The sequence below is a fragment of the Porphyromonas crevioricanis genome, from assembly GCF_900476255.1.
Taxonomy (GTDB): Bacteria; Bacteroidota; Bacteroidia; order Bacteroidales; family Porphyromonadaceae; genus Porphyromonas; species Porphyromonas crevioricanis.
This window is the reverse complement of record NZ_LS483447.1, coordinates 1,875,211-1,897,612: the sequence shown is the minus strand read 5'-3', so window position 1 is coordinate 1,897,612 and position 22,402 is coordinate 1,875,211. Positions and strand designations below refer to the sequence as shown.

The following is a 22,402-nucleotide window of genomic DNA, read 5'->3' as shown; positions in this document are numbered from 1 at the left end:
ATCGATAAAAAGGTATGAGAAATAACACATTTCACCACTTGTTATACTCTTCTCTTTGCACACTGGTGCTGCTTGGCTCGTGTACTTGCCTTCCTTCTGTGCAGGCCCAAGAGAGAACCCTCCCAACCAAAGTCATGCAAGCGAAAGTTGATAGAAAAACCGGAAAAATGGATTTGCTGAAACAAAAGATAGATCTCGCAGTAGAGGATCGTAAACCCAGAGAAGCTATCCGATTCTGTGAAGATCTTATGGATCAAGCCCGGAGGCAAAAACATCTTGCTTATCTCTTATATGCAAGTGCACTACATTCTCAACTCGGGGAGGAACTAGACCCAGAAGAAAGAAAGAACAGTATTGCTCGGATATGGGAGATACGTACCCTTCCTTGGTTGTCTGAGGCGGATCAAATGGTTTTGCATGCTTACATGCTGGATTACTATACACAGCGATTCCGTTCTTTTTCTTGGAGTCCGAAGACTCAATCTCCTGAAACTGATAGGGCAGCTCAGCTGGGTGAATCTCCCGATTTTTGGGGAATGGATCAATTCCGTTCGGTGTTGCTACGCTGTATGGATGGTATGCTCAAAGATCCCAAATTGCTATCTGATACCACCATTGATCTCTATTACCCAATCTTCAAAACAGACTGTTCCTCTCCGGAAAAATCGGAAGTTATAGACTTGAGCCGTTCTCTTCTGTTTCAGTTTATTTCCCTCTGCGAAAAACTGATGCAGAATACACCTTTTCTGCAAACAGACCAGATAGAGGTGGATGGCAAAATGGTTGATCTATATGTCTATCTCACAAGTCAATTGGATGGGGTGGCTCAAGCAACCTCAAATAAAGAGCTTGCAGACTATATTGTGTGGAAAAGACTGCAGTTGGATAGGAATACTCACCGAATATCACAGGAGGAATATGCTACCAAACTTCGATCTTTGATAGATCGAGCAAATGGGCAGTATGTGTTGTCTAATCTATATGAGGATTTGTGTAGACAATATGACTATGGTCGTCGCAAGTATAGACAGCGAAGAGCAGAGCTAATAGAACTGTGTGAACAGCTCTTGATGCGTTGCCCGGAGGATACTTTTTCTCGTCGGAAGCTTCTCAGAAACCTTTATTTGATAGTTGAGCCAAGCTTCAATTGGCAACTACCTGCTGTAGTCCAGAGTCAGGACACTGTCTGGTTGCAGGTAGATCGCTTCGAGGCCTATGATATGCAGTCCATATCCGTGAAGATAGATAGGATGCAAGATCAGCAAGGGGGATGGCGAACAAATACACCTGAAACTCCGATAGAGGGACAGACTTTAGAGCTGCATTTGACTCCTAAAGATCTGATGTCTTTTACAGATGAAACGGGAGATTCTTCAGATACTTTTTTTAGATATCCCATAGCAGCCAAATTGCCGTATGGTACCTATAGAGTGCAACTAAAGGTTGAGCCTCTTTTGCTGACCAAGGAATTTTCTCCATTCGAGGGCGTAGAGTCTGTTCTCTACTTTGGTGTCAGTGATTTATTGACAGTAAAGCTGACGAATAGTGGGTCATCAGAAATTCGTGTTCACGAGGCAAATAGTGGGCGAGCGGTTCCTTTGGCTGAAGTTGAGATCTTCACACTCGAACGTAAGTATGGAGAAAACAGGCATACCGATTACCTTGAGCTTAAAATGCGACTCAAGACTGACAAAAGTGGTATAGTTGTTCTTCCTTCTGAGTTACAAGGTTCATTGCACTGCCGGCCCATATCCGGAGAAGATAGGTACTGTCCCTCATCTAACTTATATGTCAGGGGAGGGTATCAGGAGAAAGACGATTCGATAGCCGCCAAACCTATTCCTTATGTGTACACGGATAGGTCAGTGTACCGCCCCGGGCAGCGTGTCTTTTTCTCCGGTATCCTATATGAGAGTAATGTCTATCGAGCTAAGTCGAAGGTGTTGTCAGGCAGAAAGGTGGAGGTTGCCCTCTATGATGCCAATATGGAGTTTGTAGATAGTCTGAGCCTAACAAGCGGAGAGTATGGAGAATATGATGGTTCGTTCTTACTTTCTGAAAGGACTCTCGGTGGAGCTTTCTTCATCAAGGCTAAATATGAGGAAGAAGAAAGTCAAGCTCTTTTATATGTGGAAGAATACAAACGCCCTCGCTTTGAACTGACCCTGAAGAAGGAGGAAAAGAGGCAGTACAAACTGGGAGAGAAGGCTCTTATAGAAGGACAGGCCAAACTGTACAGCGGAGTGGGACTGCCCGGAGCACAGGTGAGAGCTGTGACAACCGTAGTGCGATATGATAGTTTTTACCGATCTATGCTGTACAGATCTGCAAGTTCTGAAATAGTCTCTGTAGATACTACCGAAACAGATTCTCTGGGTAACTTCCAGATTGCTCTATTGATCCGATTGAATGCGAAGCTGGAGAGAGAAAGACAGTCTCTGGAGAAGGAGGCTATCAGAAACTCTTACTATCACTTCCGGACAACTGTTACAGTATTGTCTGAGAATGGAGAGACACAGTCTGTGGAGCACAGCTTTTTGATTGGTAAGCCTCATTCTCAACTCAGTGTACATCTGCGTTCTACGGGAATAACCTATGGTGTGGATGATTCTCGATTGTTTATCGACAAGAGTAGATCTGGAGAGAAGTTGTACTTCGAGCTTGATGCCCCTTTCGATTCGGCGCAATCCGCAAAGGTTTCTTTTAGTCTTTCTGGTAAAGATGGCAGAGTCCGTTACCATAAGGATGATCTTCCCCTTGTGTCAATCATTGATATTGCTAAAGAGTGGGGTAAGCTTCCTTCCGGATCTTATGTACTTAAGGCTTTTGCATACACTGATAGTGGTGACAGAGTAGAGCTTAGCAGGCCCATTGTTTTGTATGGATCAAGAGACAAACAGATCTCTGAAGCTTCGAAGTTATTTGTACGGCTATCCAAAGAGGAGTATTCCGATGGAAATCCTCCAGAACTTCTTTTAGCAAGCAAATTCGAGGATGCTCAGGTATATTATGATGTCATCACGAGAAAAGGAATCATAGAGAGGAGGCATATCTGCTTGTCTAGCAATCGATTGTTCCGTCTGCGGCCAAACTTGCCATCCGGAAAACTGCCTCCTGCATACATGATCCGAATTTACACGGTGAGGAATGCTGAACTCTATGAGCATAGAGTCCATTTTAAGCTAAAGGAGCCCGACAAAACCATTCGCATCAAGCAAATTTCTTTTAGAGATAGGAGCTTGGCCGGTAGTGCCCAACAGTGGAGTTTCTCCCTAACCGATGCATCGGGAAAACCACTCAAAGCCCATGTGACAGCATTTCTTACTGATGAGGCTCTACAAGCTATTCGACCTCGCGAATGGATAGGTATTGAAGCTCAACATCCATTTTTGATGGATGAGCTGCCTGCTTCTGTTTCGAGGAGAGAGATGGCCCATTGTGCCATAAGTTTCTCCCAAAAGAGAATCGCTACTCTACCTCATTGTGTCTATAGACCAAACTGGCATTCTCATCTAGTCAATGTCTACAGAGGCCCTTGGTATGCGAGGGGTGGTGTGTCGTATGCGAAGGGAAGCGACTCAACGAGACCGACCCTTTTTGCCCAAAGCTTATCTCTGGTAGCAGATGTAGAAGAAAGTGTACAGGAAAATTTGGGTACAATTGAGCAAAATCCGGCCGTCCGGCAGAATTTTGCCGAAACAGCTTTTTTCTACCCACAGCTTACAAGCGATGAACACGGAGAAGTCAGCTGGAGATTTACCTTACCCGAGTCTCTCACACGCTGGGAGCTCCAATTGGTTGCTCATACTCCTGATTTATTTTGGGGAAACCGTGTTTTGCATGTCGAATCCTACAAAGAACTGATGCTTGTGCCCAACATGCCTCGTTTTTTGCGCCGAGGAGATCAAACAGTCGTCGCTGCAACTGTGTATAATAGGACAGATATTCCACAACAGGTCGAATATTGCATGGAGCTGTTCGATCTGGATTCTCAGGCTATTCTGCAAAGACAGACACAGCCATTGAAATTGGAGCCGGGAGCACATACAACAGCTTCTTTTGAGCTACAGACAGTAGGAGATTTGCCTTTGATAGGGGTGCGTCTCATGGCTATTGGAGAGACACATACAGATGGAGAGCAGTATATCCTCCCTCAGCTGAGTGATGTAGAGAAAGTACGTGTTACGCTCCCCCTTTCTTTATCTCCAGGAGAGGAGCAAGTAGTAGATTTGTTCACTCTTCTTCCTCAGTATGAGGTGTCGGACTTGCAGATTTCTCTGCAAAATGAAGGAGGACTCCTTTGGCCCCTTTTCAGGAGTCTGATCTCTGTAGTCAAACCTAAAGAAAACAATGCCATAGAAATAGCTTCTTCTCTGTATGCCAATAGGGTAGTGGAGTGGTTGCTTTCTCGGCCATCATTGCAACCCATACTCAAAGATATACGCCAATCGTCCCCTGATGTCAGTTCCACTCTGCGTCATTCGGGAGAGGCCTATGATATGTTGGATAGAGAGATGCCTTGGCTTAGAGAGAGTAAGCTCGAAGAGGCCTCTGCTTCTGCTCTTTTGGCTTTGTTAAATAATGACAGTAGTAGATTGCCGGCCTCGGTAGCCATCGAACAGCTAAGAGAGTTACAGAGAGATAATGGTGGTTTTGCTTGGTACTCGGATATGGAGGCTTCTTTTCATGTGACATCTTACATAGTTGAGCTGTTTACTCGATTGAAAATTATTGGTATTTCAGAACGGAGAGCTCCCGAATTAGATATTTGTATGCTGGCTTTCAACTACCTCGATGCCTACGCTTTGCGCGAGGTAAATCGATTGTTGCTACAAAAAATAAGCCCCAAGAGACTTCCCTATAATCTTTTGCGCTATCTCTATTTATCCACGATAGCTGATAGAAGACCTGAAACGGAGCAGACAAAAAAGGTCTGGGACTATTGTTTGCCTCTACTGTATCACTCTATGTCTAAGCTCCCTCTCGAGGAACTTCCCTATGCTGCGATTATCGCACAAGAAAACAATCAGGCTCAGAAAGCTGCTTGGGCTGTGGAGGTATTGAGGCAACATTTGACTGATTTGCCCCACCAAGGAACTTTCTTTGCCATGAAAGAGTCCGAAAGCTATCATTGGCAAGACAATCGCTATCCGCTACACTTGGCTGCTATGGAGGCTATAAATAGAGTGGAGGCAGATTGGTCTACCATTCACCGCATGCAGAAGTGGCTGTTGAGTCAGAGACGTGTACAGTACTGGCCCTCTTCTCCTACGACTGTGAATATTATACAAGGGCTTTTGATGAATGAACAGGAGTTGTTGGGGCAGGTTTCTGCTCCTTCCAGGCAGATGCTGACAATTCCGAGTGATGGGCAGTTAAGAGTCCGGAATGAGAGTGGTCAGATACAGTGGTACGGAGTGTATATAGATTACTCTCGATCTTTGGAGCAGGCAAGTGAACTGCTTTCTGTTGCCAAGGGGCCTCTGCAGCTCGAGAGCAAGGCTTATAAAGTCGTAGTGAATGGGAATCAAAAGCGACTGCAAGCATTGGAGGATGGAGAAGAGCTCCATCCCGGAGATGAAGTCAGACTTCATTACACCATCCGACTGGATCGAGATATGGACTTCATTGTTCTTTCCGATTCTCGTATTGCAGCAGCCGAGCCTATGGGACCCCTTAGCGGATATAAATATGAGGGTGGAACCTTCTTCTACTTTGAGGCTAAAGATTCTGGACAAAATTTCTTTTTCGATACACTGCATCGAGGCAGTTATCAATTGTCTTTTTCTCAAAGAATTCAGCATGAGGGTTTCTATCGCTCGGGAAAAGCGACTCTCAGATCCGCTTATGCCCCAGCTTTTTCCTGCGAATTGCCGGGTTTGAGAGTACGTGTTAGGAAGGAATAGGATCTGTAGTGGACATAAATAGATCTTGAGAAAGTCCTCATATATGGAGAGTTTTTCTCCTATATGAGGACTTCTTTTTCTCTCTTCCTAAAAAAATCTATTCATCAGCATTCTGAGAAGATCAAAATTGTCTCCTGTGGGAATAAACGCTAGCTCTTGTGTTGGCGGAAGTTCTCTCAGGAGATATTTTTTTGCTCCTTTCTCTGTGGTTGAGGCCATCGTATGAGCTCCTGCCAAAAGCCTCAAGTAGATCTCTGATGAAGGTGTTTTATTGTGTATTCTTATGTTTGCTTAGGTTTTCATGGTGAAGGGCTTTTTCTACTTCAAATCGAGGTTTTTGGCCTTGATTTTCACCCTCCTTTTTGATGTCTATAGGAGCTGTTTTTTACTAACACGGGAGAGAACGAAAATTCTCTCCTGAGAAAAAAAATATTCTCTCCTGTGTTAGCAAAATTTCTCTCAGGAGAGAAATTTAACCCTCTCGAAACGCCCTATTCATCGGTGTTTCGGAGGGCCATCATGAGCTAAAAATGAGGAACAAATTCGCTTGTCTATACAGGCTCTTTTTTTTCTCCATTTCTTCTGTTTTTGTAGTAAGAAGGAATTTACAAAATATGTCGATTTTGGTGGCGAGAAACAACCTCTTGAAGACCTTTGCATGGGTTCTAAAAAGCAAGTTTTAATTGCCTTTTGTCGATTTGCAGAATGCGGAGATCTTCATCTTTGTCTTAGAGCTTTTCACCATGATTATTGTATCCTGCAAAGGCAGTCGAAATAGCCTTTTGAGAGCTCGTATGGTGGTCTTTTTTTGACTTTCTCCTTTCTTCTTTTCTCTCTGTCATAAAATGGCTATTAAATCTGGCTGAAACAGAACTATTACCTTTGTCTCCTGCTAAAGAAAGACTTGACAAAGTCTCATGTAGAGGGCTGTGTCGGTGTGCTTGATCTTAAGTAGGAAATTTGACAATGAAACAAAAAACGATCGTGGTGGCAGCTATCGCATTGGGGCTGGTAGCTGTTGTGTTAGGAGTGCTATTTTGGCAAGGGAAAAGATCTTTGCAAAAAGAACGAGAGAGCTTCGCTCAAATAGAGAAAGAACAGATGCTTGATGAATTGTATGAGCTTTCGGCACAATATGATATGCAGTACAACAAATTGTCTGGAACGAACACAGAGGGACAGCTTAAAATAGCTAATGATTCTATTTTGCAGCAACTTATCAGTGAGCGAGCAAAGGTAGATCGGCTAACCGAGGAGTTGGCAACAGTAAAAAGCGACAACCTCAAACGTATCAGTCAGTTACAATCCGAAGTCAAGACTTTGCGTAATATTCTCCGTTCTTATGTGACACAAATAGATTCGTTACATGCTACCAATGAGCGTTTGAGAGATGAGAACAAACAAGTGAAGGCTGATTATCATCGAGCTGAAGCCGAAGCGGGTCGTCTCAAACAAGAGCGAGCAGAACTATCTGACAAGGTGACATTGGCTGCCAAACTTAATGCAGTAGGCATATCTGTCAGTACACTCAACAAAAAGGGGAAATCGACAAAGAAAATCAGTAAAATCACTGACTTTGCTGTGCAATTTACTCTCGCACGGAATGTGACGGCAGAACCAGGGCCTAAATCCATCTACATGAGGATCATTTTACCTACAGGGCAAGCCATGGGAGAAGTCGGAACTTTTTCTTTTGAAGGGAAGAATATAGGATACACGGCAAAAAAAGAGATTGAATATACAGGAGAGGATATGTCTCTCACTATTTATAAATCTGTAACGGAGGCTCTCCCTCCTGGTCAGTATAGAGTTTATCTTTTCTCTGATGGGAATCAGATCGGGCGAAGTTTCTTCGATTTAGGGAATTGAGAACTGCCGATCTCACCTGGTAGAGACAATGAAACGAACATTCTGTGATTTGTAGCTGTTACTCACAATGTAAGACCAGAGAGTCAAAGTCGAATAATCAAACATATAAAACAGTACGTAAAACCTATGGCAACAGTTACATTCAAACACGAAATCAAAGTAAACACATCCGGCAATTTACCTGCAGTAGGTAGCTTGGCTCCGCATTTCTGTGGTATAAAGGGAGATCTCAGTGAACTCAAGTTGGAAGATTTGCGTGGCAAGAGGGTGGTGATAAATATTTTCCCCAGTCTGGATACCGGAGTGTGTGCGGCCAGCGTGCGTCGTTTCAATAAAGAAGCCTCCGAATTGCAAAATACTGTGGTACTTTGCATTTCTCTCGACTTGCCATTTGCTCAAACTCGTTTTTGTGCAGCAGAAGGTTTGGAGAATGTGATTACCCTTTCCGCTTTCCGCTGCGATTGCTTCCCCAAGAATTATGGAGTATTGATGGAAGACGGCCCTCTCAAAGGTCTTCTTGCCAGAGCTGTATTGGTTTTGGATGAAGAGGGAAAAGTGATCTATAACGAGCTTGTGCCAGAAATCACACAAGAGCCGAATTATGAGGCAGCTATCGCTGTCTTAAAATAAACACACTCTCAGTCCTTGAATTGGAGGACTTTGGGTGATGAAAAAATTAAGAAAACCTCTGGGGCTGGCTTCCAATTTGGGAGACAGCCCCATTTCTTATTTGTATATAAAGAGCGTGGGAGATACCTAGAGGGAGATGAGGATCATTGGAAGGATCTTCAAAAACTGCCGAGAAACTCCTTTGCTGAAGTTTGCAGGGAACAATAATCCCAAGACGTCGATAGTGCCTTTAGGTAGCTTAGCTATCTAAGCTCAAATTGTTGATAGCAATTTAGCAGTATGCTGTGTTGGCAAAAGGTTATATGGAGCTGAAAACAGGATCAGATGTCGAATTGGAACTACTTTCGTCTTTAATGGACTTGAGAGGGGAGTAGCGGTTCTTTCTTTTGTATCTTTGCGCACAAAGCAGGATCGATAGTCAAAAACTTTAGCAATAGGTATGTGACATCTGTTCCGCAGTTTTTAGTTACCAACAAAAATCATCAACCAAATTTTAATTATTTATGAAGCGAGCATTTCTTCGTTTGACTCTGGTAGGTATGCTATGTCTCCTTGCCGGTTCCATGGCTTGGGCTCAAACGCTGCTGACAGGTCGCGTGTTGGACAAAACAACACGAGAAACCATCGTTGGTGTCTCGGTTACCACAGGTCAGGGCAGTAGCCTTAAAGGGACAGTGACTGATGTCGATGGGAAGTTCTCTTTTGAAGTTCCCTCCACTGCTACTATCTCTTTTCGCTATGTAGGTTACAAGACTCTTACTCATTCTATTCGAAATGCAGGCAGCAAGCTCGAATTGGGTGATATTCTTTTAGAATCCGAAGCAACATCATTGGATGTAGTGAATGTAATCGCATCGGTAGTCCCCAGAGATCGTATCACACCGGTGCCGGTATCTAACATTAAGTTGTCTGATATAGAGGCAAAGGCATTCAATTCTGAATTCCCTGAATTGATGAAGTCTACTCCTTCAGTATATGTTACTCGATCCGGAGGTGGTTTTGGAGACTCTCGTATAGCCCTGCGTGGTTTCGATATGAGTAATATCGGAGTACTTATCAATGGAGTACCCGTCAACGATATGGAGAACGGCAAAGTATACTTCAGCAACTGGGCTGGTTTGAGTGATGTTTCCAGTTTCGTTCAGGTACAGCGTGGTATCGGAGCATCCCGTCTTGGTCTTTCCTCTGTGGGTGGAACAATGAATATTGTAACTAAGAATGTCGATGCTAAGCGTGGAGGTAGCGTATTCTCCGGTGTCGGAAATGATGGTTACTTGAAGTATGGCTTCAATGTTTCTACTGGTTTGATGGACAATGGCTGGGCTGTGACTGCTTCGGCAAGTACGTCAAAAGGGGATGGTTATATCATGGGTACAAACTTCCGTGGGTACAATTACTTTTTGAATGTGTCGAAGAAAATAAATGCCGATCATACTCTCTCTCTCTCCGCTTTCGGTGCTCCACAGTGGCACAATCAGCGTAGTTCTGCCTATACACAGAAGCAATACGATGAGCATCCGGACGGAATTCGTATGAATCTTGAGTATGGCTACCTCAATGGAGAAGTGTTGGCTCCCCGTTACAATTACTACCACAAGCCTCAGGTTTCTCTCAATCACATGTGGAGAATTGATGAGCAATCCTCTTTGAGCACAGCTGTGTATGCTTCTATGGCCCGTGGTGGTGGCCGTAAGGCTGATGGTCTATCTGAGACAATCACAGACGGGAGTGGAAAAAAGGAAAAAATCTTCTACTCAAATTGGATACAAGCTTATAAGGGACGACTCGACAAGATCGCCAAACGTACTCCCGGAGGTTTGATTGATTGGGAAGGTGTCTATCAGGCTAATGCCGCAGAGGGAGATAAAGGCTCCAAGGCAATTCTTGCTAACAGCGTAAATCAGCACAACTGGTATGGTTTGCTCTCTACATATCAGAATAAAATAGATGAGGATCTCACCCTCACTGCCGGGTTTGATGGTCGCTATTATTTGGGAGATCACTACAATGAAGTGCACAGCCTGCTCGGGGGATCTAAATATGTGCCTAACGGAGGGATCATGCATACGGATGCTTTGGGAGGAAAGAAAGAACTCAAGAAAGGTGATATCTACAATTATCACAATAAAGGAGAAGTAATTTGGAGTGGAGTCTTTGCTCAAGGAGAATACAATACCGACTTCCTTTCAGCTTTCTTGTCCGGCTCTTTCTCCTATCAAGGCTATAGATATTTGGTCCCGGATCTGTATTCGGAGGCCAACTATAGTAAGATGGATCCTGCTATACGAGACAAGAAAGAATCCGACCGTGTAACCTTCCTTCCCTTCAGTATCAAGGGTGGTGTTTCTTACAAATTCCTTGAGCACAGCAATGTGTTTGTCAATGCCGGATACTTTACACGTGCCCCCAAGTTTGGAGGGGTGTTCTTGAACTATTCTACTCTGATCAACAAGCATAAGAAGAATGAGAAAATTCTTACAGCTGAGTTGGGGTATGGTTTCCGTAACGAATATGTCAAGGTTGATTTCAATGGTTATTACACCAAGTGGAACGACCGTTTCCTGCGTCGTAGTGGTCTGGATAGAGACTTCTACAATTTTCGCAACCTAAATGCCACACATATGGGATTGGAGTTGGAGGTACAAGCCAAACCTCTTGAAAATCTCGATATCAACGGTATGCTTTCCCTTGGAGATTGGCGTTGGGGTAACAAGACACAATTTGATATCTACGATGAAAATCAGGTGAAGAAGGGCTCCGGAGAAATAGACTTGAATGATGTACACGTAGGTAATGCAGCTCAAATTACGGCTTCCCTTGGTGCTGATTGGGAAGTTTTTAAGAGCTTGCATTTGCGTGCCAATATCAATTTCTTTGGCAAGAACTACGCTGATTTTGAACCGGCTAATCGCATCAGCAAGGCGAAAGATCACACCCCGGAGAATCCTAAGTTTGAAACAAACTTTACCGGGGATTCGTGGATGTTGCCCAGCTATACATTGGTGGATCTGTCTGCCTCTTACAAACTCAAACTTGAGAGTGGTCTGGGCATATCTTTCTTCGGTGGTATAGATAATCTGTTTGATAAGAAGTATATCGCTGATGCAACTGATGGCTTCAAGACAAATGAAAAGAACGAGCGTACAGGGGAGGATGCGTTGGTGTACTACGGTTTCGGTCGTACATGGCAGTGTGGTATGCGCGTGAATTTCTGATGAGATAAATTTGCTTTTTCATTCCGTGGGCTGGAAATAAATACCCCTACGGTTTGTGGTTTTCAAGAGGAGAGAGTGTGTCATGATTTTACCCATGATACACTCTCTTTTTTATTTGAGAGGAGATTGCTGTATGGTTCCTTTCTTTACTCTGAAAACTTGGCTCCGAAGGATGAGAGTCTGCTAAGTGTGATAAAGGTGTTTTGTATAAGAAAAACTGTGTTCTCATTTGTCTGTTTCAAAATTTATTCTACCTTTGCAGGGCAATTGGCGGAAATAGCTCAGTTGGTAGAGCACAACCTTGCCAAGGTTGGGGTCGCGGGTTCGAATCCCGTTTTCCGCTCAGTTGAGGAGCCCAGGTGGCGGAATTGGTAGACGCGCTCGTTTCAGGTGCGAGTGTTTAACGACGTGCAGGTTCGATTCCTGTCCTGGGCACACAGCCAAGTGAGGTTGTGTGGCGAAGAAGAAAAAAGCTAACCAATGCGCGGGTGGTGGAATTGGTAGACACGCTACTTTGAGGGGGTAGTGCCGGTTTTGGCGTATGAGTTCAAGTCTCATTCCGCGTACAAGTTTAATGATAGAAAGAGCCGAGGGCCGAGAGGTCTCTCGGCTTTTTCTTTGCCATTAGGAGCTGTCATCAGAAAGTTCACCTCCCGATGGATGTTTTGTAGCAGTCTCTAAATCATAAGACAAGAAATAGCAAACGAAAATGATCTGCTTTCCTAATGCCAAGCTCAACCTTGGTCTTTTTGTCACAGCAAGGCGCAGTGATGGCTATCATTGTCTGGAGACTGTATTTGCCCCTCTACCTTTATGTGATGTCTTGGAGGTTGAGCCTTCCCTCACGGGCAGAGATAGTTTATATATAGTTGGGCAGGGAGAAGTTGTGAGTAACCATGATAATTTGGTGGTACGTGCACTTGAGGCTTTGCGACTGATTCGGGATATTCCCCCAACCTCCATAGCTTTGGAGAAACATATTCCCTCTATGGCTGGCTTAGGTGGAGGTTCTGCAGATGCGGCTTTTATGCTTCACCTGCTCAATGATCGTTTTAGTCTTGACCTTTCCAGTCAAGAAATGGAGCAGACTGCCCTTAGTCTTGGTGCTGACTGTCCATTCTTTCTGTATAACAGACCGGCCATTGCTCGAGGGATAGGTGAAGAGTTGGAGCCTTTGCCTATCTCTCTATTGCGAGGAGTGGCGGTCGTGGTCGTCCGTCCGCCCGTTGATATATCTACCCCTGAAGCATACGCTTCTCTTGGATTCTCTATTGGAGAGACTCGCTCGGGGATGACCCCGGAGCTTTTGTCTGCTCTGAGAGGGGGAAATCTCCAGAAAGCTGTATCGCAGCTGAGCAATGCTTTTGAAGAACAAGCTATAGCTCAGTATCCTCAAATAAGTCTTATCAAGGAGGAACTGTACCAATCGGGAGCTTTCTTTGCTCTAATGTCTGGTTCCGGTTCTGCCGTGTATGGGCTCTATTCTGATGCTCAATTGGCTCGACTGGCTGCTGTCAATCCCTTGTTTTCTGATTTTTTCTGCTGGCAGGGCTGTTATTAAGATTGCTTCTTTCTTATGTCACATTCAGCAAAAACTCGTTCCATATGGCTTCCTACAACACGAAAGGAAATGGATGAGCGTGGCTGGGACATGGCTGATGTAATTCTTTTTTCTGGTGATGCTTATGTGGATCATCCGGCATTCGGAGCTGCGGTGGTAGGACGTTTTTTGGAGTCTTTGGGTTTGCGAGTTGCCATTGTGCCCCAACCGAATTGGAGAGATGACTTGCGAGATTTCCGAAAGTTGGGTAGGCCTCGACTTTTCTTTGGTGTCTCTCCTGGGGCTATGGATTCTATGGTGAACAAATACACAGCTCACAAGCGTTTGCGTTCGGAGGATGCTTACACTCCGGATGGTCGCATTGATCTGCGTCCAGAGTATCCATCTATTGTTTATACAGAATGTATCCGAAGGGTTTACCCGGATGTACCTATAGTTCTCGGAGGTATAGAGCCAAGTTTACGCAGACTCTCTCACTATGACTACTGGCAGGATAGATTACGTCCGAGTATCTTAGCCGATGCTAGGGCAGATCTCCTGATATACGGGATGGGCGAATTACCTCTTGAATACCTTGTGTCAGAGTTGAAAGCCGGTCATCGCCTTCAAGACCTTACTGACATTCCTCAAACAGTCTACATTCGTCCGGCAAATGAAATACAAGTTTTGCCGGGAGATATAGTATTGCATACCCATGAGGAGTGTGTGAGTTCCAAGCGGAACCAAGCTCAGAACTTCTGTCATATAGAGACCGAAAGCAATAAATATCATGCTAAACGTATCCTTCAAGGGGTTGGTCGAGATATTGTGGTAGTCAATCCTCCTTTCCCCCCAATGACAGAGGCTCAGATAGACAGAAGTTTTGATCTTCCCTATACACGCTTGCCTCATCCTCGTTATCGAGGTAAACGGATAGGAGCTTATGAGATGATCAAGCATTCGGTCAATGCTCACCGAGGTTGTTTCGGAGGTTGTGCTTTCTGTACAATTAGTGCTCACCAGGGGAAATTTGTAGCCTCGCGAAGTGAAGCCTCTATTATACGAGAGGTTGAGCAAATTGTACAGATGGAAGATTTTAAGGGTTATCTCAGCGATGTGGGAGGTCCTTCCGCCAACATGTACAAGATGGAAGGCCGAAATTTGGACTTGTGTAGTCGTTGTAAGCGTCCTTCTTGTATTCATCCGAAGGTATGCCCCAACTTGCATGCAGATCACACGGCTTTGACACGATTGCTCAGAAGGATAGATAAAATAGAGGGAGTTAAAAAAAGCTTTATTGGCAGTGGCGTACGTTATGATCTGCTTTTGGAGCCGTACAAAGATCCTCTGCTAAGAAAGGCAGCTCTCACTTATGCAGAAGATTTGGTGAAGTATCATGTGAGTGGACGTCTCAAAGTAGCTCCGGAACATACATCCGACTCTGTCTTACGCTGGATGCGCAAACCTTCGTTTGCTCTTTTTGAGCAATTCAAGAAGTTTTTCGATAAAACGAATAAAGCAGCCGGGCTCAAGCAGCAGATTATTCCTTATTTCATTTCTTCTCATCCCGGTTGTACCGAAGCTGATATGGCGGAATTGGCTGTTATTACTAAGCGGTTGGGATTCCGATTGGAACAAGTGCAAGATTTTACCCCGACGCCGATGACTTTAGCTACTGAGATTTATTATACAGGTATAGATCCATATACTCTTGAACCCGTTTATACAGCTCGAACTGATAAACAGAAAAAGGCACAAAGCCAGTTCTTTTTTTGGTACAAACCTGATCAAGTGACTAAACTCAAACAGGAACTTCGTCGTATAGGACGTGCAGATTTGATTGCTAAGCTGTTTGGCTAATTTTTCTGTCCCTATTGATATTGAGGAGTAGAAAAACAAGGATACAGCTGTTTTTTGATTTCCCACCTGTTTTATTCTCTATATCTATTCAAAGCTGGACTCCTCTTTGGTCTTATTTTCTTTTTGGTCTTTTCTTTGTCTAAAGATTGGTCGTTCTTTTGTCTAAAGAGCTAACTCTTCATAAGGGTTGAGATGCTTCTGGAGGGAAGATATAATGAATGTTTATTCTATAATATTCACTATTCTCCTCTTTTTTTTGTAGACTTGGCGCAGCAGGCGAGACTAATGTGATCGCTCAAAGAGAAGCGTACGTGGCGTTTTGTTCTATTCTTGATCCATTCATATAGGGAGGATGAATCACAGATAGGAGAGTGTTTTGAGAGATGAGGCTGCGAATGTGCCTTACTCAAAGGAGATGAAATGGATTTGATCTGAGGTCTAATTATTTAATTCACAATTGAATATGAAAAAGAAAGTCGTTATTGTATCAATTATCACAGCCTTTGTGCTGTTATTTATTGCTTCGTTTCTTTGGAATAGAAATACCCACCACAAACTGCGCATTGCTGAGCACAATGTTTCTGCTGCTTTGGATAGCATCCGTTATCTCCGGGATGTGAATGGCAAGCTTCTTGCCGAGAAGATGTCTTTTATCACCACAGTCAAAGACCTAAAAGAATTAAACAGTGAGATGTATGAGAACATACAGTCATTGAAAAAGGAAATGCGTAAGCAATTGATCTCAGGAGCCAATGTTTGGAGTGGTTGTCAGAGATACCATTTTTCAAGACAATGTGATTCAGTATACCTTGGATAGCTTAGTGAACATTCACTTCTCTGATCAGGCCATTGACGCTAATAGTCTTATCCGTATCCATCGTGATAATATTTACCTGCAGCAGTTTACATACAGTATGGATATTCCTCTTGAAGTCTATTTTACGAAAGATTACCAGCTTATTGCTCGGAGCAAAAATGAACATGTAACATTCAGCAAGCTTGATAGTTTTCTTGACCCCTCTATTACTAAGTATCGCAATCGTAGGCGTTGGGGGCTTGGTATACAAGCCGGTGTGGAAGTTATGCCGGGCTATAGTCTCGCAGGAAAGGAATTTTCGTTGGCTGTTGGCCCTTATCTTGGCATAGGTATCAACTACAACTTAGTGCAGTGGTAGGTAGTGAGTAGGATTACTTCGGCATAGAGAAGGGCAAGGATCTACTATTTGATTGTAAGAGGGTCTAAAAACTAGGTGGTTAATGACTCCAAATTTTTAGGCCCTTTTGTTTGTTTTGAAGTTACTGTAGAGAAAATTGATCAATAGAGATATTTTGTAATTCGCTTATTCATAGCTTATTAGTCGGATTTGAGGAAAGAACCTTTGTATTCCGAATCTATCTAGTGAGGAAAGAGCTTGTAGGATTCAAAATTTGTTGTACATTTGCATCCGGAATGCGGGTGATAAGCAGGATTCTTTAGTGCTTTGTCCGTGTTTCCTGCCTTTTTGGTGCCATAGCTCAGTTGGTAGAGCAAAGGACTGAAAATCCTTGTGTCCCCGGTTCGATTCCTGGTGGCACCACTTTGAAGAAAAGCAAAACGGCGTAAACTCCTGATTTCTAAACGAAGTCGGGAGTTTTTATTTTTCCCACTTACGCAAAATATAGCAGAATATTACCGATTTTGGTGGAGCAAAAACAATCGGAGGGGCCATTAGAGCTCATTGCATGGGCTCTTAAAATACTGTTGAAACAGTCTTTGGGCTGGACTTTGTGGAATGTGCTAAGAGTAGGGCTGGCTTGAATACTAATAGTAAGGGATATACTTGTTGTTATGACCAGCCCAAACTTCAAAAATAACACAGCGAGTGCCGTATTGTGAGCAGTCAACCTGGGGAACTAGGAGGTTAATCAAAGGGGAAGTAATTTTTTTTCCTCCCCAATTACACAGAAGTCTCTCCTATATAAAAAACACCCTTGCTTCAAATTTCAACTGAGGCAAGGGTGTATTTTTATATAGATTTTGTTTGTCCGTGGACTTTATGGCATCTTGGTAGCTTCAATCTTATAGTAGATTTCTCCGTTAACTTCTATCCTATTATCAGGAGTGATAGCCTCCTCCAATTCTTTCCGCTTTTTCAGGAAATAATCTAATAGTTCGTCTAATTCTGCATCGGGGAAAATTTTCTTTTTGCGGAGTTCGCGTACTTTTAGTGATTTAAGCACAGGATGGAATGAAGGCATTGTAAATGCCTGTTGCTGCGCCTGAGACAGGGACAGACTCAGAATATTTCTTTTACTCAACGGATAAATCTTTTCATCTTGGATCCATTTGCAATATGCTTTGATCATCCCCTTACGAACAGCAGAGGTATTAAGGTATATTGGTGGAGTTGTAGGCTTTTCTCCCAATGCTGATTTTTCCTGAGGTGGGGTAGGGCAAGTTTTGCTCTTTCCCTTTTTGAGGGAACTTTTTCCTGTGTATTTGTAATCCACTCTCAAACGGGTTAAATCATTAATGAATCCTCTTAATCGGGAAAGTTCTGTTTCACTCAGTAGCAAAATATAGTTCCCCTTAGATAAGTCAGCAGTAGAGGTCTCCAAAGTCAATGGATAACTTGTCCCTGGTTTCATATGTGCCAAAGGAACAAAATCTTTGGTAGGGACTGAATATTCTTTCGACAATCCATTGAGATCCAGCCAATAAGAGTTTAATCTGGTTCTGCCTTGCCCTGTCTCTTGAAAGGCTTTATTCAGGTGAGCAAGTACATTGTCGTTGTCTTTTTCAATCTCGCGGATCAAAGAGTCAGTTGTGGCAATCAACAAATCCTGAGGTAACTGTTCTTTTTTTCTGGGAAATACAATCCATCCCTGTTGCATGCTTGATTTTGGGAAATCCAGGCTATAAATATTTTCTGTTCGTTCAATAAATTGGTTGAATAAGCGTAGCTGCTCAGAATGGACGAGTATATCTTTTTTATTGAGAGAAAGCTGCTTAGCTGATCGGTCAATCATGTCTTCTACCTGAAGAACGAAATTGTTAAAAGAGTCTCCTGTATCAGAATAAATTTGATAGCCGAGAATTCTACAGTTGTTTTGGACCAAGCTTTCAATGATGGAATGGTCTACCTGTTCTTGTGTATTGCCATTTTCTCCAATCAAAACAATGACATTATTCTCCATTCTATATGGAGCCAACAACTGTGTAGCCTTTCTTAATCCATTCCATGCATCTTCGTTTAGTTTAGGATCCATTTGTCCTTTACTATCTGCATAACCTTCGAATTTTCCTAATACAGAATCAATATCTGAATTCAATGAAATTTCACTTGGGAATTGTTCATCGTTTCCTGCGAATCCGATCACTGCGCCGACTTTATATGAGTATCCTCTTTTTTGTTTCAATACAGCACTCAAACCTTGTATAGAAGAAACTAACATCTCAAACTTATCATAGACAGGTTTTTGTCCGGCAAAGACAAATACGATATTGATTTGCTTCAAACTTTCTTTCAATCCTTGAACCTGCGTATAGGTTATGGGTTTCCCAGAGAGACTGTAAACAAAGTTTCGGCTGTTGTCAATCATTGGAACAGTCAGAGTCGTCTGAACTGAGGAGACACTGTCTCCCTGCAGGATGGACGAAACAGCATGCATTCCTGTAAAGGGGAGAGACGAATTTGAGTGTGCCAGCTTCCTAATATCTTCATTCGGGATGTAATGTTCAGCACCGAATTGGTTATAAACAGAATATCTTGATACTGGTACCATGGAGTAATCCATATACAGAATTTCACCGAAAGGCATTAGTAAGGAGGAAGATAACCATCCAGATACCATCGTTGCTGCACTGTCTGGTATAATTCTTTCTTTTCCGATAATGAAACTTTTGGTATCGTCAACAGACCTTTTAGCTAAATAAAGAGGAGTCTGGAAAGGAACTTTGGCAATTGGTGTCAATAACTCCGGCTCTTTGAAAATGATAACGGAATCCGAAGAGAAGTAGCTTTTAGTAGATGCCAATGGTGTTACATCCTTGAACATCGAGATCATCTTTATTGTGCGTCCCGTAGCAATATTTGTTGTTGCGTGAGAAGATAAGATGAGGTTGTCTTGATGGATCCAACCATAATACTCCGCCTGCTTTCTATTTTTTAGTTTCCCGTTCTCCAAAATATCTGGGGAGTATTTGATTAAGCGCAGGAAATCTCCCTTTCTTCCAATTACAAGGAAAGGTTCGAGATAAGAGGCTGTCTTTAATTGTACTTTCCCTCCTGGATTGTAATAAGTCGGATTATTGCTCCTGTCGGAATATACGATCCAAGGACTTCTTTTTTCCACAGAGCGAGATACTGCAATATCTCCGCAGCAATAATTTCTGGTATACTCGTTGGGTGTTCTTTTTATTTTTGTAAATCTATTGACAGGCGTGCACCCCATTAATAGGAGAAAGATCAACCCAAATCCTATCGTTTTTTTATTTATATCATTCATGACGATTACTTTTTGAGTAATGAATTTTGGCGGACAAGTAGTTTTTTTACACAATTAGACTTTTTGTCAGGTTCTACTGCCACTTCGAGTACAGTTGTAGACGAGCGACTTCCAATAATCTTCAACCCATGGCAATATGAGTAGAAATCGTTTTGTCTGACATTATTAATTAGCACAATTACATTAGGATTATTACAGAGATACTTGTCCAGAATATAGTTATAATTGGCATTGAAAGATTCTCCGTCAACAATGTTTTGCAGGCGTACACGGATATCTTCAGCAATTAGAGACAAGACATCTGTAGAATCGCTTTCAGCGTATTCTGGCAGAATTTCAATTTGATGGAGTACTGGATATTCGGTGCTCTCTGATGTCAGATGTACTTGATAAATCCCAGGTTCGCGATATGCATACGTAGGATTTTTTTCTCGAGAATCGACATCTCCACTCTCGCCAAATTCCCAACGCCATTCAGAAGATTCGCCATCGGCCATAAAGGTTATCAACTCATTTTGGATTGCTGTTGTCGGAGCTATAATGCGTACAAGAATCTCTTTCTTAGTTTCGGTCTTTTCTCGCACATTTACGATAAAGCGAGCTTCCTGTTTTCCATCTATTTTCAGACGAACTTGGTAACGCCCCGTTTGGGGAAACAAGTACTCCCCTTTCCTCTCTACAGACATATCTCCATTTCCAAACTCCCACAAGACTTCTCTGGCATTCTGGGTACTATCTGTAAAAAAGATAGGAGAGCCTAATTCTACCTCTGTCGGGGAAACATATGCATGAATTTCCTTGTCTGTAAATTCTAGTCGTAGGAGCCATGCAATAAGTATCCCAGCTGCAAGTGCAGCTAAAACGATGATCATCCATCTAGTAAAGATTTTGTTCATGAATTGTTTTTGTTTAGGTTGTCTTTCTTGTTTTCAGTATTGCTTCTGCAGCGTTCAAGGTCTGCCTTAAACTTCTCAATGTTTTTCTTAATGCTCCAAAGCTGTTCCCTGTCGGACAGGCGAAATTCGTAGAATGTCGCTACATGATCAAATATCTTGTATCGTTCATCCCAATTGTGTTGGATATATACATCTCGTATCTCTCCTAAAAGATAACTGATCTCTCTTTTTTCGTATGAAGCATTCAATCCAGGGTCCATCCGGTTGATTTTTTCTTCGACATTCAAAACCTTATTTATCATCTCCATTTGCTTAATTTCGAAACTCTTGATGCGCTCCATCTGCTCTAGAGCTTGTTTTTTGTTGCTGGATAGATGATAGCTATAATTTGGGAAAAATAATATCAGGCTGGACAATGCGGTCATTGTACAAAATAAAATTAGGACGTAGAAAAAACCAATTGTTTTTTCTCTCTGGTTCATTGTCTTATTCGCTTTCATGTATCTACACTATAATCATTTTTGGCTATAGCTCAATCTTCCAACCGAAAGACGCCGCGTAACATTCCTATTTTCATCATTGCATCGTATCAGGTCATTTTTCGTGATATCTTCGATCCGCCTCATGGTCGATATAGAATCTCTCGTACGCAAAAGAAGATCCATCTTATCAAAAAGATGACGATGAAGGAGGGCATCTTTTTCAGACAACCTCTCAATTAGATCCCCCATAATCAGCTTTTTGGAGGCAATGTTGTTCATAAAATAGTCCGGATTCGCTCCTTGCGATATATCTAATGTCCTATATGTATTGAAGATATCAGTGAAGCCATCAGAAATGGCTATCTGTTCGCTATATATGCGTTCACTATCTCCTGTGCGCATACGTATTTCCGCTATTTCCCGCTCCGATGTTTTCAGAAAAAAATAGATGCAGAAAAGGGTCCCTCCTATCAAAAGAACCATATATTTGGCAAACCTAGCATAGGAAAGAACTACGTTTTTATGATTCAATGCTTTCATATTTTTGCTAAACTTTTATTTTAGTACCGTTGTGAGACCGAGAATAGGTACTTCCTCCTGCCTGTCGGAAAGCAGAAAAGACGTTTCTTCTGAAACACTTTTCATACTCAAAACTAATTCTACATCTGCCGGTAGAAACAGATCTAAAAGACTTATAAACTGTTTATATGCAGGACTTTCAGCAGATAGTAATTCTTTGTGTTTTCGTTGTAAGTTGTTAAGCCTGACATTTACAACTGGGAAACAGTCCGTTATTCCCCCACCCATGAATGTCGTTAATCCCAACCGTGCATCGTCTCCCAACTTCCACTTTGTATCATCGGGAATGAAGATGGTACTACAGGTTTGTTCTATGACTACTTGGCAATCAAGGAAAACGGATAAAATCTGTGATATCTGTTCTGGTGATGTTATGCGGTGGCTTTGGGATAAAAAATTCAGAATGAATAAAGCTTTATGCAAAGGCATAGTTTGAAGGATCTTCCAATCGGCTGTCAATAAATGAATAAACTCCGAATGTTTTTCCCGTTTTTCCAATCGTCTCTCGTAGAGTTGAGCGGAAACCAGCATGCGATCTATAGAAATCTCGAAGGGCTTAAAGAAATAACGAGCATTGAATTCTTCTTGCTTATTTTGCTTTATCGATTCCAAAACACTCATTTTTCCTCTTTTATTCTCTGATGTAGTTCCCTGATGAAATAATCCCTCGGGTAAGGATTCGTATAAATCTCTCTTGTGAATATGAATATTTAGAAATTCTGAAAAGGTGTGTTCTGAATTTTCCCACGAAATTTGGTCAATCTCTTTTGCCTTTCCACGCAGAGCTTTTCCTTTTCGAAGGATTCGGAGAGTATCCATCGAAATACCACTTTCTACAAGACCAGAGGCAACGAGCTCTGCCTTGAAGTCAGTATAAAGGGTATTGTTTGTGGAATAAAATCCGCTACTTGGAGGAAAGGTTCTATTTTTTCTCATC

The 22,402-nt window shown here is 42.5% G+C and carries 13 protein-coding genes and 4 tRNA genes; 12 read left to right on the top strand and 5 right to left on the bottom strand.

From position 1 onward, the window contains the following. Window positions 1-134 precede the first annotated feature (134 nt). From DQN70_RS08320 to DQN70_RS08265, 12 genes are all read left to right on the top strand, one after another. The gene (locus DQN70_RS08320) at window positions 135-5,906 is read left to right on the top strand and encodes an alpha-2-macroglobulin family protein (protein WP_042226166.1); all 5,772 of its coding nucleotides are present in this window, start codon (window positions 135-137) and stop codon (window positions 5,904-5,906) included. A 966-nt stretch (window positions 5,907-6,872) separates the two neighbouring features. Further along, window positions 6,873-7,775: a coiled-coil domain-containing protein gene (locus tag DQN70_RS08315; RefSeq protein WP_023938272.1), complete on the top strand. Its 903-nt coding sequence runs from the start codon at window positions 6,873-6,875 to the stop codon at window positions 7,773-7,775. A 126-nt stretch (window positions 7,776-7,901) separates the two neighbouring features. Next, window positions 7,902-8,405 carry a thiol peroxidase gene (gene tpx / locus DQN70_RS08310; RefSeq protein ID WP_023938270.1) on the top strand — a complete coding sequence of 168 codons (504 nt, stop codon included), beginning with the start codon at window positions 7,902-7,904 and terminating at the stop codon, window positions 8,403-8,405. A 503-nt stretch (window positions 8,406-8,908) separates the two neighbouring features. Continuing rightward, window positions 8,909-11,620 (top strand): TonB-dependent receptor, encoded by a 2,712-nt coding sequence (locus DQN70_RS08300; RefSeq protein WP_023938268.1) that lies wholly within the window; start codon window positions 8,909-8,911, stop codon window positions 11,618-11,620. A 270-nt stretch (window positions 11,621-11,890) separates the two neighbouring features. Next, window positions 11,891-11,963, top strand: a tRNA-Gly gene (locus DQN70_RS08295). Window positions 11,964-11,973: 10 nt separating this feature from the next. After that, window positions 11,974-12,055 (top strand) — tRNA-Leu (locus tag DQN70_RS08290). A 47-nt stretch (window positions 12,056-12,102) separates the two neighbouring features. After that, window positions 12,103-12,186 (top strand) — tRNA-Leu (locus DQN70_RS08285). A gap of 143 nt (window positions 12,187-12,329) precedes the next feature. Next, window positions 12,330-13,181, top strand: coding sequence for a 4-(cytidine 5'-diphospho)-2-C-methyl-D-erythritol kinase (ispE, locus tag DQN70_RS08280; protein ID WP_023941051.1), 852 nt, complete (start codon window positions 12,330-12,332; stop codon window positions 13,179-13,181). Between the two features lie 15 nt (window positions 13,182-13,196). Further along, window positions 13,197-15,020 carry a YgiQ family radical SAM protein gene (locus tag DQN70_RS08275; protein WP_036887819.1) on the top strand — a complete coding sequence of 608 codons (1,824 nt, stop codon included), beginning with the start codon at window positions 13,197-13,199 and terminating at the stop codon, window positions 15,018-15,020. 463 nt (window positions 15,021-15,483) lie between these two features. Beyond that, window positions 15,484-15,837 carry a hypothetical protein gene (locus DQN70_RS09630; protein ID WP_023938260.1) on the top strand — a complete coding sequence of 118 codons (354 nt, stop codon included), beginning with the start codon at window positions 15,484-15,486 and terminating at the stop codon, window positions 15,835-15,837. Continuing rightward, on the top strand, window positions 15,815-16,195 hold the full coding sequence (locus tag DQN70_RS09625; RefSeq protein ID WP_231968824.1) for a hypothetical protein: 381 nt from the start codon (window positions 15,815-15,817) through the stop codon (window positions 16,193-16,195). The genes DQN70_RS09630 and DQN70_RS09625 overlap by 23 nt, the downstream gene beginning before the upstream one ends. Before the next feature lie 329 nt (window positions 16,196-16,524). After that, window positions 16,525-16,597, top strand: a tRNA-Phe gene (locus DQN70_RS08265). A gap of 457 nt (window positions 16,598-17,054) precedes the next feature. On the opposite strand, the gene tssR is transcribed toward DQN70_RS08265, so the two are convergent. From tssR to DQN70_RS08240, 5 genes are read right to left on the bottom strand one after another with little or no spacing between them, the layout of a single operon-like run. Continuing rightward, window positions 17,055-19,508, bottom strand: a complete 2,454-nt coding sequence (gene tssR / locus DQN70_RS08260) for a type VI secretion system protein TssR domain-containing protein (protein WP_023938944.1) — start codon at window positions 19,506-19,508, stop codon at window positions 17,055-17,057. Window positions 19,509-19,513: 5 nt separating this feature from the next. Further along, on the bottom strand, window positions 19,514-20,404 hold the full coding sequence (locus DQN70_RS08255; RefSeq protein WP_023938946.1) for a PKD domain-containing protein: 891 nt from the start codon (window positions 20,402-20,404) through the stop codon (window positions 19,514-19,516). Beyond that, window positions 20,401-20,886 (bottom strand): type VI secretion system transmembrane protein TssO, encoded by a 486-nt coding sequence (locus DQN70_RS08250; protein ID WP_023938947.1) that lies wholly within the window; start codon window positions 20,884-20,886, stop codon window positions 20,401-20,403. The genes DQN70_RS08255 and DQN70_RS08250 overlap by 4 nt, the downstream gene beginning before the upstream one ends. Before the next feature lie 33 nt (window positions 20,887-20,919). Next, window positions 20,920-21,426, bottom strand: coding sequence for a hypothetical protein (locus DQN70_RS08245; protein WP_023938949.1), 507 nt, complete (start codon window positions 21,424-21,426; stop codon window positions 20,920-20,922). Between the two features lie 15 nt (window positions 21,427-21,441). Continuing rightward, window positions 21,442-22,401 (bottom strand): type VI secretion system baseplate subunit TssG, encoded by a 960-nt coding sequence (locus DQN70_RS08240; protein WP_023938951.1) that lies wholly within the window; start codon window positions 22,399-22,401, stop codon window positions 21,442-21,444. Window position 22,402 lies beyond the last annotated feature (1 nt).